The 12,404-nt window shown below is 65.6% G+C and carries 13 protein-coding genes; 10 read left to right on the top strand and 3 right to left on the bottom strand.

All coding sequences use genetic code 11. The features are described from left to right. Positions 1-5 precede the first annotated feature (5 nt). Positions 6-527 carry a diaminobutyrate acetyltransferase gene (ectA, locus tag AC51GR_RS14680; protein WP_496325369.1) on the bottom strand — a complete coding sequence of 174 codons (522 nt, stop codon included), beginning with the start codon at positions 525-527 and terminating at the stop codon, positions 6-8. 190 nt (positions 528-717) lie between these two features. On the opposite strand from ectA, the gene rsmD reads away from it, so the two are divergent. The 10 genes from rsmD to smc all read left to right on the top strand — a co-directional run bounded on the left by rsmD (position 718) and on the right by smc (position 10,191). Continuing rightward, a complete protein-coding gene (rsmD, locus tag AC51GR_RS14675; RefSeq protein ID WP_496325368.1) occupies positions 718-1,266 on the top strand; it encodes a 16S rRNA (guanine(966)-N(2))-methyltransferase RsmD in 549 nt (182 codons plus the stop codon). Positions 1,267-1,300: 34 nt separating this feature from the next. Further along, positions 1,301-1,783: a pantetheine-phosphate adenylyltransferase gene (coaD, locus tag AC51GR_RS14670; RefSeq protein ID WP_496325367.1), complete on the top strand. Its 483-nt coding sequence runs from the start codon at positions 1,301-1,303 to the stop codon at positions 1,781-1,783. Positions 1,784-2,011: 228 nt separating this feature from the next. Then, a complete protein-coding gene (locus AC51GR_RS14665; protein ID WP_496325366.1) occupies positions 2,012-2,785 on the top strand; it encodes a DivIVA domain-containing protein in 774 nt (257 codons plus the stop codon). Positions 2,786-2,961: 176 nt separating this feature from the next. Next, positions 2,962-3,453: a YceD family protein gene (locus AC51GR_RS14660; RefSeq protein WP_496325470.1), complete on the top strand. Its 492-nt coding sequence runs from the start codon at positions 2,962-2,964 to the stop codon at positions 3,451-3,453. Further along, positions 3,450-4,184 carry a ribonuclease III gene (gene rnc / locus AC51GR_RS14655; RefSeq protein WP_496325365.1) on the top strand — a complete coding sequence of 245 codons (735 nt, stop codon included), beginning with the start codon at positions 3,450-3,452 and terminating at the stop codon, positions 4,182-4,184. Before AC51GR_RS14660 ends, rnc begins: the two co-directional genes overlap by 4 nt. Next, positions 4,177-5,034, top strand: a complete 858-nt coding sequence (mutM, locus tag AC51GR_RS14650) for a bifunctional DNA-formamidopyrimidine glycosylase/DNA-(apurinic or apyrimidinic site) lyase (protein ID WP_496325364.1) — start codon at positions 4,177-4,179, stop codon at positions 5,032-5,034. Before rnc ends, mutM begins: the two co-directional genes overlap by 8 nt. Before the next feature lie 42 nt (positions 5,035-5,076). Further along, positions 5,077-5,721, top strand: coding sequence for a nitroreductase family protein (locus AC51GR_RS14645; RefSeq protein ID WP_496325363.1), 645 nt, complete (start codon positions 5,077-5,079; stop codon positions 5,719-5,721). Between the two features lie 45 nt (positions 5,722-5,766). Continuing rightward, positions 5,767-6,213, top strand: a complete 447-nt coding sequence (locus tag AC51GR_RS14640) for an OsmC family protein (protein WP_496325362.1) — start codon at positions 5,767-5,769, stop codon at positions 6,211-6,213. 31 nt (positions 6,214-6,244) lie between these two features. Next, complete coding sequence (locus AC51GR_RS14635; protein ID WP_496325361.1) at positions 6,245-6,535, top strand: acylphosphatase; 291 nt, start codon at positions 6,245-6,247, stop codon at positions 6,533-6,535. A 17-nt stretch (positions 6,536-6,552) separates the two neighbouring features. Continuing rightward, a complete protein-coding gene (smc, locus tag AC51GR_RS14630) occupies positions 6,553-10,191 on the top strand; it encodes a chromosome segregation protein SMC (RefSeq protein WP_496325360.1) in 3,639 nt (1,212 codons plus the stop codon). Here the strand turns inward: smc and egtD are convergent. Together egtD and egtB are read right to left on the bottom strand one after the other, a co-directional pair. Beyond that, positions 10,176-11,141 (bottom strand): L-histidine N(alpha)-methyltransferase, encoded by a 966-nt coding sequence (gene egtD / locus AC51GR_RS14625; RefSeq protein ID WP_496325359.1) that lies wholly within the window; start codon positions 11,139-11,141, stop codon positions 10,176-10,178. The two genes, smc and egtD, sit on opposite strands and share 16 nt — an antisense overlap. Then, positions 11,138-12,370 (bottom strand): ergothioneine biosynthesis protein EgtB, encoded by a 1,233-nt coding sequence (egtB, locus tag AC51GR_RS14620; protein WP_496325358.1) that lies wholly within the window; start codon positions 12,368-12,370, stop codon positions 11,138-11,140. The genes egtD and egtB overlap by 4 nt, the downstream gene beginning before the upstream one ends. Between the last annotated feature and the right edge of the window lie 34 nt (positions 12,371-12,404).

The raw sequence follows: 12,404 nt of genomic DNA, 5'->3' as shown, positions 1-12,404 counted from the left end.
TGGGGTCAGCGTCGCGGTGCGACGATATACAGATCCTCTTGCTCGTGATTGTCCGGAAAGTCGTTGGCCGAGAAGAGATCTTCGCGTCGGATGCTCATCTCACGTCGCTCGGCCAGACCCTGGAACAATGCCTGCGAGGCTTTGTTGTCGGGACTGATGGTGGTGTGCAGCGTCGTGATCCCGCGCGGTTCGAGTCGATCCATCAACTGGGCCAACATCTTTCCGGCCAATCCGAGCCCGCGCTGGTCGGCGTCGACGGCGACTTGCCACACCATCACGACGTCGGGCAGTTCGGGGCGGAGATAGCCGGTCACGAAACCGACGACTTCACCGTCGACTTCGGCGACTACTGATGTCTGGGCGAAATCCTGACACCACAGAACGTAGGCGTAACTCGAGTTCAGATCGAGAACTTTTGAGTCACGGGCGATTTCCCAGAGCCGGACTCCGTCAGAAACCTTTGGTGATCGAAATGCCACCGCGTCCGGCGCGGCGGTTGGGGTAGCGCTGATCTGAGTTGGGCTCATATCGAATTCGAAGTTAACAAGGCGTGACATCGATGTCACCCGCCCTGCGAAATTGGTGCGTAAAGCACGCTACAAACGCCTGATCATCATGTGTTTGTGAGGTGCCTCACAAAATCATGTCCTGCGTAACGGTGTTGCACTGCATCCCCCGATGCGTCGGTACCTGCGGTGTCGCGGGACAATGGGCGCCATGACCCGCATCATCGCCGGCGCAGCCCGCGGCCGACGCCTGACGGTTCCGGCCGCCGGGACCCGCCCGACGACCGACCAGGTACGTGAGTCGGTGTTCAACATCCTGACAAATCGGCTCGACTTCTCCGGGCTCGTCGTCCTCGATCTCTTTGCCGGATCCGGCGCACTGGGGCTCGAGGCGCTCTCCCGTGGGGCGCAGTCGGCGATTCTTGTCGAATCCGATGCCAGGGCGGCCAAGGTGATCGGCGGCAACATCACGTCGTCGGGTCTGGCCGGTGCGCGTCTCGTCCGCCGCCGCGTGGCCGACTACCTGCGTGCCGGTGCGCCGGTGGCAGACCTCGTGTTCGCCGATCCTCCCTATGACCTGCCCGACGAGCAGATCTCCGAGATGCTCGCGTTGTTGGCGAAGGGTCCGGTGGCACCGGGTGGTCTGGTGGTGCTCGAACGATCGGTGCGCAGTGCGGACACGGACTGGCCGGAGGCGTTCGGGGACACGCAGGTCCGCAAGTACGGGGAGACCCGGATCGAGATGGCCGAACTCGGTTGAGTGGCCGCGCACCGCGGCCTGATAACTTTCTGTCATGTCCGGAGCCGTCTGCCCAGGATCGTTCGACCCAGTCACCTCGGGGCATCTCTATGTCTTCGAGCGTGCCGCGGCCCGATTCGACGAACTGATCATCACTGTGACGATCAATCCCAACAAAAAGGGACTGTTCAGTGTCGAGGAGAGACTCGAATTGCTGGAGAAGGTGACCGCGCACCTGCCGAACGTGCGCATCGACAGTTGGCAGGGCCTGTTGGTCGATCATGTGCGCGAGCAGGGGGTCGACACCATCGTGAAGGGCCTGCGTGGTGCCGCGGACTTCGAATACGAGTTGCCGATGGCGCAGATGAACCGTGACCTCACCGGCGTCGAGACGGTTTTCATGATCACGGACCCGCGTCTGGCGCACGTGTCGAGCTCGCTGGTGAAAGAGGTCGCGAAACTCGGTGGGTCCGTCAGCGAGTTCCTGCCCGCTGTGGTGCACGAACGGTTACTCGAGAAGTTGTCCGCGGGCCGCTGAGGCTCCCCGGGGCCGACGTCCGGGTCGATCGTTTTTCGGCCCGTGGCAGGGTTTCGCCAGGCACTCGGCCTACTCTGGAGCCCGACACACCGGCCCGGGTTGCGTCGTCACGGCCGCAACATTGGGCACACTAGTCACAGAGATAACACAAAACCACCGATCGCAACACGATGAGCACGTGCCAACCGGGCACGGCCGTCATGGTTTGCGGCGAGGAGTGAGGTAGCTGTGTACCGGGTATTCGAAGCGCTGGACGAATTGGGTGCGATCGTCGAAGAAGCGCGCAGTGTTCCGATGACAGCGGGTTGCGTTGTTCCTCGGGGCGACGTGCTGGAACTGCTCGACGACGTCAAAGACGCCATTCCCGGCGATCTCGATGATGCGCAGGACGTACTCGACCAGCGCGACAAGCTGTTGGGTGACGCACGTCTGCACGCCGACACCATGGTCGGGGAGGCCACCGCCGAAGCGGACTCGACCCTGGCGCATGCGCGCGCGGAAGCCGACCGGATCCTGGCCGAGGCCAAGTCACACGCCGACCGCATGGTCGCCGAAGCACAGTCACATTCGGGTCAGATGCTGGCCGACGCCACCGCCGAGTCCGAGCGACTGGCCGCCGCGGCGAGCCGTGAATACGAGTCGGTGACCGGACGGGCGCACGCCGAGGCCGAGCGGATGATCGAATCCGGCAACGCCAATTACGAGCGTTCCATCGCCGAAGGCATCGCCGAACAGCAGCGACTGGTCTCCGAGACCGAGGTCGTGCAGGCCGCCCGTTCGGAGTCCGAGCGGATCATCGACGCGGCACATGCCGAGTCCGACCGCCTGCGCGGCGAATGCGATGTCTACGTCGACAACAAGCTGGCCGAGTTCGAGGAACTGCTGACCGGGACGATCCGGTCGGTGAATCGCGGGCGCCAGCAGTTGCGTACCGGAGCCGGTGTGCACGACTACGCCGAGCACGTCCGTCGCGGTGATTTCGGCACCGGAATGGCCGTCTGAACCAGCGCATATACCCGATGTAGATCCGGGTTGTGTCGGGATTGTCGAATGCGGCTATTCGAGGCGTATCGTGGTTCCTTGTGTCAGCGCGCGAAGGCAGTTCAATACGTCAGTCCCATCCCGTCGATGGCCCGTTCTCCCTGGACATCCGCAGTTTGGGTAGACGGGCCGGTTCGATGCGGGAAGTCCATCGGGCGATCACCGACGGGCCCCGCATCGGCCTGGACATGATCGCGATCCCGGCAGGTAGTGATGTGGATCTCGACCTCCGTCTCGAGGCCGTCTCCGAGGGTGTCCTGGTGACCGGTTGTGTGAGCGGCGAGACCGAAGGTCAGTGTGTCCGCTGCCTGGAACCCGTCACCGGCACCGCGAGCGTCTACCTCACCGAACTGTTCGCCTATCCGGACAGCGCCACCGACGAGACCACCGACGCCGACGAGATGCACCGGATCGTCGATGACAAGCTCGACCTGGAACAGGCGATCATCGACGCGGTTGCGCTCGACCTGCCGGCCACACCGTTGTGCAGCGACGACTGCCCGGGGCTGTGCCCCGAATGCGGTGTACGGCTCGCGGTGGCCGAGCCCGGTCATCACCACGACAAGATCGACCCGCGGTGGGCCGGCCTGGCATCGAAGTTTGCCGAGGATCCAGAGTCGAAGTCGTGACAGAGACCGTCGGATCAGGTGTGAGCGCGTCGGCTGATCATGGGGATCTGCTGGCGGCGGTGAATGTGTCGTTGTCCGACGAGATGTTGGAACTGGCCCTGACACATCGCTCCTACGCCTACGAGCACGGCCGGCTCCCCACCAACGAGCGCCTCGAGTTCCTCGGGGACTCGGTACTCGGTGTGGTGGTCACAGAGCACCTTTACCGCACCCACCCGGATCGGGCCGAGGGCGAACTGGCGAAGATCCGCGCGAGCGTGGTCAACATGCACGCCCTGGCCGATGTCGCACGTGGTCTGGGTCCCGGAGGCCTGGGGGCCCACCTTCGCCTCGGCAAGGGTGAGGAGATGACCGGTGGCCGCGACAAGGCGAGCATCCTGGCGGACGGCATGGAGGCGCTGATCGGCGCCATCCACCTCGAACTGGGTCTGGAGACCGCACGCAAAACGGTGCTCTCGCTCTTCGCTTCTGCGCTGAGCCGGTCGGCGGCACTGGGAGCAGGCCTCGACTGGAAGACCTCCCTGCAGGAACTCACGGCAGAGAAGGCCCTCGGCGTGCCGGTGTACCAGATCACCTCCACTGGCCCCGATCACTGCAAAGAGTTCACCGCAACGGTTCTCGTCGGCGGGCAGCCGTTGGGTTCCGGAGTCGGCAAGACCAAGAAAGAGGCCGAACAATTGGCCGCGTCCACTGCCTGGAAAGCGATTTCCGGGACAGGAGAAGATGCCTGAACTACCCGAGGTCGAGGTGGTACGCCGCGGCCTCACCGATCATGTTGTCGGCCACCGGATCACCTCGGTCGAGGTCTTGCACCCTCGGGCGGTGCGCAGACACCTCGGCGGCGCACTCGATCTGATCGGAATGCTCGCCGGGGCAACCATCACGGCCGCCAATCGTCGCGGCAAGTACCTGTGGCTCGAAGCGGATCCGGCCGGCCGCGCCGACCCCCTGGCAGTGGTGGTCCACCTGGGGATGAGCGGACAGATGCTGGTGCAGCAGCCCGGTGCACCCGACGAGACCCACCTTCGCATCCGCGCGACCCTCGACAACGGAACAGAACTGCGATTCGTCGACCAGCGGACGTTCGGCGGCTGGATGGTCGACGACCTCATCGGGGGCGCTCCGGCATCGATAGCCCACATCGCGCCCGATCCCTTTGCCCCGGAATATGATCCGGACGCGGTCGTAAAAGTGCTCAAGGGTAAACACACCGAGATCAAGAGAGCGATTCTCGACCAGACCGTGGTATCAGGCGTCGGTAACATTTATGCCGACGAAGCCCTGTGGCGCAGCAAGATTCATGGCCGGCGACTCACCGACAAACTCACCGCAAAGGCGCTGCGATCAGTGTTGGACAACGTCGCCGATGTGATGTCGCAAGCACTCGAGCAGGGCGGTACGTCCTTCGATGCCCTCTACGTCAACGTCAACGGGCAGTCCGGCTACTTCGAGCGATCCCTGAATGCCTATGGCCGCGAAGGGGAACCCTGCCGACGGTGCGGTGCCACCATGCGACGCGAGCAATTCATGAACCGCAGTTCGTTCAGTTGTCCGCGCTGCCAGATCCGACCCCGCGGTTGACACTCGCACCACGCTCGGCGCAGTACGGGCATGATCGGTGTCATGACACTCGACCTCACACCGGATGAATTGCTCACCACCACCAGGACCGTACGTAAACGCCTCGACCTGACCCGGCCGGTACCGCTGGAACTGATCAAGGAATGCCTCGAGATCGCGTTGCAGGCCCCGTCCGGTTCGAACCGGCAGGGGTGGCAGTGGCTGGTCATCACCGATCCGGAGATCCGGGCCACCCTGGGCCGGATCTATGGCGAGCTCGTCGATGAGTACCTCGCCTCGAATCAGTCGGCCGCCAAACTGTTCGCCGACGACCCCGACCGCGCGCCTGTTCAGCAGCGGATCGGTGGCAGCGTGGCCTGGCTCGGCGAACACATGGGTCAGGTGCCGGTGCTGGTGATCCCGTGCATCAAAGCCGGAAAGACCCTCCCGGCGGGCAATCAGGCGGGCTTGTGGGGCTCGTTGTTGCCGGGAGTGTGGAGTTACGCGCTCGCGGCACGGGCCCGAGGGCTCGGAACCGCCTGGACGACATTGCATTTGCAACGTGAAGCCGAGATCGCCGAATTGCTGGGTATCCCGGCCGGATTCCACCAGGCCGCGTTGATCCCGACCGCCTACTTCACCGGCGAGACGTTCAGGCCGGCGCCGCGGGAACCGCTCGAAAACGTCCTGCACATCGATCGTTGGTGAAACCGCGGTGGAATTGTGGTCTGAGCGCGGGTGTTAAATATCGACATGACAGCAACCGAACCAGTCAACCCCGCCGCGCCGTCGACCACGGAGCTGTGGGTGCAGCGCACCGGAACCCGTCGGTACACCGGCCACAGCAGCCGCGGTGCCGAGGTCCTGATCGGCTCGGACGGGGTCGAAGGCGTCTTCACCCCGGGCGAGCTGCTGAAGATCGCGCTGGCGGCGTGTACCGGGATGAGTTCGGACAAGCCGCTGTCCCGTCGGCTCGGCGACGACTACGACGCCACCATCCGGGTCAGTGGTGCCGCCGACCGTGAGAACGAGGTCTACCCGCAGCTCGACGAGGTGCTCGAGGTGGACCTGTCCGAACTCGATCCCGAAGCGGCTCAGCGGTTGCTCGTGGTGGTGGAGCGGGCCGTCGATGCGGTCTGCACGGTCGGCCGCACCCTCAAGGCGGGCACCAAGGTCGGATTGACCATCGACACCGACTAGTAGAAGCCGATCAGGCGAAACGGAGTAGGTCATGGCGGACGCGGGGTCTGAAGTGGTGCGGATGCGGGCCTGGGTGCACGGATACGTGCAAGGTGTGGGCTTTCGCTGGTGGACGCGTTCGCGCGCGCTCGAACTGGGACTGGTGGGGTCTGCGTCGAATCAACGCGATGGCAGGGTCCTGATCACCGCCGAGGGCGAGCGCGCCGCATGCCAGGCCCTCCTGGACCAGATCGAGGCCGGGAAGAGCCCCGGAACGGTCGACACGGTGGTCACCGACTGGGAACCCCCACGGGGAGACCTCACCGGATTCGTCGAGCGCTGACGGTAGGCTGAGGCGCTGTGCACCTCAAGAGCCTGACCCTGAAGGGATTCAAGTCCTTCGCGTCGGCAACCACCCTGCGTTTCGAACCGGGTATCACCTGTGTCGTCGGTCCCAACGGGTCCGGCAAGTCGAACGTGGTCGACGCCCTGACCTGGGTGATGGGCGAGCAGGGCGCCAAAGCACTCCGTGGCGGCAAGATGGAAGACGTCATCTTCGCGGGCACATCGGGTCGCGCGGCTCTGGGCCGGGCCGAGGTGACGTTGACGATCGACAACTCCGACGGCGCGTTGCCCATCGACTATTCCGAGGTGTCGGTGACACGCCGGATGTTCCGCGACGGAGCCGGCGAATACGAGATCAACGGCAGTTCCTGCCGGTTGATGGATGTCCAGGAACTGCTCAGTGACTCCGGCATCGGCCGGGAGATGCACGTCATCGTCGGACAGGGGCGCCTCGCCTCGATCCTCGAATCCCGGCCGGAAGAACGCCGGGCCTTCATCGAAGAGGCCGCCGGTGTCCTCAAACACCGCAAGCGCCGGGAGAAGGCGGTCCGCAAACTCGACGCGATGCAGGCGAACCTGTCCCGGCTGGGCGACCTGACCTCGGAGCTGCGCCGTCAGCTCAAACCGCTCGGTCGACAGGCCGAGATCGCCCGGCGTGCGCAGACGGTACAGGCAGACCTGCGTGATGCCCGGCTCCGGCTCGCCGCAGACGACCTGGTGATCCGGCGCAACGAGCTGGCCGAGCAGCAAACCAGTGAGAGCGAACTCCGCAGGCAGACCGGCGAACTGGCGGCACAGCTCGATGAACTCCAGATCCAGGTCGACGACAACGAGAAGTCGCTGGCCCAGATCGTCCCGGCGGCCAATGAGGCCGGGCAGGCCTGGTTTGCCCTCTCGGCGCTGACCGAACGGGTCGGCGCGACCTGCCGCATCGCCGCCGAGCGCAGCCGCTACCTGGCCGAACCGGTGCGACCCGACTCGAGCCGCGATCCCGAACAACTCGAGCGGCAGGCAGAGGCCGCCGCCGCCGAGGAGGCCGCGCTCACCGAGTCCGTCGAAGAGGCCGGCATGCAGCTCGACGGGGCGAAAGAAGCGCTCGCCGAACTGGAGGAAGAAGCCGCCGCGGCCCAGCGTGCACACATGGCGGCCGTCCGGGCCGTTGCCGACCGGCGCGAAGGGCTGGCCCGGCTCGAAGGACAGGTCGACAACCTGCGCACGAAGGTCGAGACCATCGACGCGGAATCGGCCCGACTCGGTGCCGCCATCGAGAACGCGGCCGCCCGCGCCGAGTCGGCGGGCGAGGAGTTCGATGCCGCGGCGGCGACGGTGGCCGACCTCGATGCCTCCGAACTGGGTCTGGACGAACACCACGAGCGCAGTGTGGCCGCGCTCAACCAGGCCAACGAGCGGGTCGCCGAACTACAGGCCGCCGAACGAGCAGCCGAACAACGGGTCACCTCGCTCAAGGCCCGGATCGACGCCCTGGCCGTCGGACTGGAACGCAAAGACGGCGGCGCTTGGTTGATGGAGCACCGTTCGGCCGATCTACTCGGCCCGATGTCCTCGCTGCTGCGTGTCGAGGAAGGCTTCGAAGCCGCCATCGCCGCGGCGCTGGGCCCGGCCGCCGACGCAGTGGCCACCGCCGACCTGCCCAGGGCCCGTGCGACGTTGTCGGCGCTGCGGGAGAACGAGGGTGGACGGGCGTCGGTACTCATCGGCGGGGTCGAATCGGACGGCCGCGGCCACGCGGCCCTGCCTGCCGGTGCCCGGTGGGCGCTCGAAGTCGTCTCAGTGCCCGAATCGCTGACCGGCGCTGTTGAACTCCTGCTCGGCTACACCGTTGTCGCCGACACGGTCGAGGTCGCCGAACTGGTTGTCGCTGACGCGAAAAATATTGTGCCGCAAGTTGGTTCGTTGCGGATCGTGACTCTTGACGGCGACCTGATCGGCGCCGGATGGCGGAGCGGCGGAACCGGTGCACGGCCGTCGACCATCGAGGTGCAATCCGCGATCGACGCCGCCCGAAGCGATCTGGTGCAGGCCGATCGGCGCCGCGAAGAACTCATGGCCGCCCTGTCCGGCGCCCTGGCCCAACAGTCGGACTGCCGCGACACCGCTGAACAGGCACTCGCCGCGCTGCACGAATCGGACGCCCAGCTCGGTGCGATCTACGAACAACTCGCGCGGCTCGGTCAGACGGCCCGGGCAGCGCAGGAGGAATCGTCCCGTCTGGCGGCGCAGCGTGCTCGGATCGAGGACAGCCGAACCGAGGCGATGGCCACACTCGCGGCCGCCGAAGAGCGTTTGCACATGGCCCGGGACGAGAGTTCCGATCGCGGCGGCGACGGTGAACTGCCGGACACCGAGCGGGATGCGGCAGCGGCAGCGGTCGCCGAGGCCAGGGCCGTCGAGATGGAATCCCGGCTGGTCCTGCGCAGTGCCGAGGAGCGCCTGGCCTCGGTTCGCGGCAAGGCCGATTCATTGCGACGGGCCGCCCGCGCCGAGCGGGAGGCGCGCGAGCGCGCAGAACGTCAGAACAAGGCCCGGGCCCACGCTGCGGAAGTCGCTGCGGTTGCTCTGGAGCTCGGGAAGCAGATCGCTCTGCGACTGGAAAGCGCGGTGGCGCAGGCACAGTCGTATCGCGATGAGCTCGAGCGTGAACGCGCCACGCGGACCGAACACCTCGACGTGGCCAAGAAGGCCGCTGCCGAGGTCGGCGGCAAGCTCACCGCGCTGAAGGACGCGGTCCACCGGGACGAGGTGGCCAAAGCGCAGGTGTCGCTGCGGATCGAACAGCTCGAAGAGCAGATCATGAACGACTTCGCGATCAGTCCCGACGATCTCATCGCCGAATACGGGCCGGACAACGCGTTGCCCCCGACAGACCTGGAGATCGCCGAATACCACCAGGCCAAGGAGCGCGGCGAGACGGTGGTCGCACCGACTCCGATCCCGTTCGACCGGGCCACCCAGCTGGCCCGTGCCAAGAAGGCGCAAAAAGATCTGAACACCCTCGGTAAAGTGAATCCGCTTGCGCTGGAGGAGTTTGCCGCACTCGAGGAGCGCTACAACTTCCTGTCCACGCAACTCGAGGACGTGAAGAAGGCCCGGCAAGATCTTCTCGACGTCGTGCAGGACGTCGACAACCGGATCTTGCAGGTGTTCACCGAGGCCTACGCCGATGTCGAACGGGAGTTCGTCGAGGTCTTCAAGACCCTGTTCCCCGGCGGTGAGGGACGTCTGGTCCTGACCAACCCGTCGGACATGCTGACCACCGGCATCGAAGTGGAGGCCCGTCCGCCCGGCAAAAAGGTCAAACGACTGTCGCTGTTGTCCGGTGGTGAGAAGTCGCTCACCGCGGTCGCCATGCTGGTGGCGATCTTCCGGGCGCGTCCCTCACCCTTCTACGTGATGGATGAGGTCGAGGCGGCCCTCGACGACACCAACCTCCGCCGACTGATCACGCTGTTCGAGCAGCTCCGCGAGAAGTCACAGTTGATCGTCATCACTCACCAGAAGCCGACCATGGAGGTCGCCGACGCGCTCTATGGCGTCAGCATGCAGGGCGACGGCATCACCACGGTCATCTCGCAGCGGATGCGTGGCCAGGATCTCGGGGCGCCGACCGTCGACGCGGGTCAGCCGGCCACCTGACTGAGCAGTACCGCGAAGTCCCCGGCCTGATCGGTCCAGGTGTGGTGGCGCTCGAGGCCGGCGGTCGCGAGCTCGTCGTGCAGGGTGTCGAGGTCGAACTTGGTGCTGATCTCGGTGAGGATCTCGGCGCCCTTGCGCAGTTCCCAGCTGCGTTCGATCGTCCCGAACTCGGCCGAGATGTCGCGGCGGGCCCGGAGCCACATCTCGATCCGGTGTTCGGCGGGGTTCCACCGCGCGATGTGATCGAAGTCGTCGGCGTACAGGCCCCGGGCGGCCAGACCACTCCGCAAGACCTCGATCACGTTGCGGTTGAAATCGGCGGTCACGCCGGCGCGATCGTCGTATGCGGCGATGAGTCGGCCGGGGTCCTTGATCAGGTCGGCACCGAGCAGGAAGAAGTCGCCGGGACGCAATGCTCCGGAGATGCGCCGAAAGAAGTCGGCGCGCTCGCCGGTGTCGAGGTTGCCGATGGTGCCGCCCAAGAAGATCGCCATCCGCGGACCGGGATGGTGCATCAGGGACAGCGCCGGATCCCCGAAATCGGCGTGAAGTGGTTGCACCTCGACAGCCGGGAACTCGGCAGCCAACTGCTCGGAGGCCGAGAGCAACATCTCCACGCTGACGTCGAGGGGTACGTACGTGAAGGCGCCGCCGCGATCGGTGAACGCCTGCAATAACAGCCGGGTCTTCTCCGATGTGCCGGACCCGAGCTCGATCATCGTGCGGGCCGCCGACTCCGCGGCGATGTCGTCGCTGTGCGCCCGCAGGATCTCGGTTTCCCGGCGGGTCGGGTAGTACTCCGGGAGGCGGGTGATCTCGTCGAACAATTCGCTGCCGCGTTTGTCGTACAGCCACTTCGCCGGCAGGACCGGCGGATCCTGCCACAGGCCGACCACCGCATCGGCCACCAGATCTGGATTCACGGACGCGTTCGACCCCGTCATCGTCATCGGGCCAGCCGCAGGCCGCTGAGTACCCACCGCGACGGAGCCGGGAAGAAGTTGCGGTAGGTGATCCGTTCGTGGCCGCGTGGTGTCAGAGCGCTCGCACCACGCAACACGTGCTGATCGCTCATGAACTTGCCGTTGTATTCACCGACCGCACCATTGGCCGGCACGAACCCGGGGTAGGGGAGATAGGCACTCGCTGTCCATTCCCACACGTCGCCGACCATCGATTCGGTGGCGACCGAAGGATGACATCGCTGCGGATCGAGCAGTCCACCGCGCCGCCCACCCGTGACGGCGGCGGCGTGCTCCCACTCGAACTCGGTCGGGAGGCGGGCACCGGCCCACCGTGCGTAGGCGTCGGCCTCATAGAAGGAGACGTGCGCAACGGGCTCGTCGAGGACGACCGGACGCCGACCGGACAGCGTAAACGTGGTCCACGTTCCGTCATCGTTGCTCCAGTAGCCGGGCGCGGACCATCCGGTCTCCTGGATGCGGGCCCAGCCGTCGGACAACCAGAACTCGCTGCGCCGGTAACCGTCGTCGGCCATGAACTCCAGCCACTCACCATTGGTGACCTGCCGGTTGGCGATCTCGTAGTCCTGCAGATGGACCGGGTGGCGTGGACCCTCGTTGTCGTAGCTGAACCCGCGACCGTCGGCGCCGATCTCGACCAGCCCACCGGTCATCGACTTCCAGCGCAGGGGTGGGGCGGTCTCGGTCGACTCGGATGTCCATTCGACGTACACCGGACCGAACGGATGGGTGGAGAGCAAGTGCTTGATGTCCATCAGGATGAGTTCCTGATGCTGTTGCTCATGGTTACAGCCGAGCTCCACCAGCCTGATCGCGGCCTCGTCGAGCTGGTCCTCGGTGAGGGCGCGGACCAGCGCGCGGTCGATGTATTCGCGGTAACGGGTGACCTCTTCGAGGCCCGGCCGGGTGATCAGGCCACGCTCCGGGCGGGGATGCCGGGCACCGACGGCCTCGTAATAGCTGTTGAAGAGATAGCGGAACGACTCGTCGTACACGGTGTATCCGGGGAGCTCGCGGAGGATGAACTCCTCGAAGAACCAGCTGATGTGCGCGCGGTGCCATTTCGTGGGGCTCGCGTCCGGCATCGACTGAGGTGTCTGGTCTTCGGGGGAGAGTGCTGCGGTGAGACGGTCGGTGAGCCCGCGCACGTCGAGGAATTTCGTGGTCAGAGCGGACTGGTCAACCGAAATGCTCATGTTCGTCTCCTGGTCTTGGTCAGGGCGTAACGAG

The sequence above is a fragment of the Williamsia sp. z71 genome (assembly GCF_059553375.1).
This window is presented reverse-complemented; position numbering and strand designations above follow the sequence as displayed.

Coding starts and splice junctions, on each gene's coding strand:
- egtD (WP_496325359.1), bottom strand. CDS start 11,141: ATGACGATGACGGGGTCGAACGCGTCCGTGAATCCAGATCTGGTGGCC.
- rsmD (WP_496325368.1), top strand. CDS start 718: ATGACCCGCATCATCGCCGGCGCAGCCCGCGGCCGACGCCTGACGGTT.
- egtB (WP_496325358.1), bottom strand. CDS start 12,370: ATGAGCATTTCGGTTGACCAGTCCGCTCTGACCACGAAATTCCTCGAC.
- AC51GR_RS14635 (WP_496325361.1), top strand. CDS start 6,245: ATGGCGGACGCGGGGTCTGAAGTGGTGCGGATGCGGGCCTGGGTGCAC.
- coaD (WP_496325367.1), top strand. CDS start 1,301: ATGTCCGGAGCCGTCTGCCCAGGATCGTTCGACCCAGTCACCTCGGGG.
- AC51GR_RS14640 (WP_496325362.1), top strand. CDS start 5,767: ATGACAGCAACCGAACCAGTCAACCCCGCCGCGCCGTCGACCACGGAG.
- ectA (WP_496325369.1), bottom strand. CDS start 527: ATGAGCCCAACTCAGATCAGCGCTACCCCAACCGCCGCGCCGGACGCG.
- mutM (WP_496325364.1), top strand. CDS start 4,177: ATGCCTGAACTACCCGAGGTCGAGGTGGTACGCCGCGGCCTCACCGAT.
- AC51GR_RS14645 (WP_496325363.1), top strand. CDS start 5,077: ATGACACTCGACCTCACACCGGATGAATTGCTCACCACCACCAGGACC.
- AC51GR_RS14660 (WP_496325470.1), top strand. CDS start 2,962: ATGCGGGAAGTCCATCGGGCGATCACCGACGGGCCCCGCATCGGCCTG.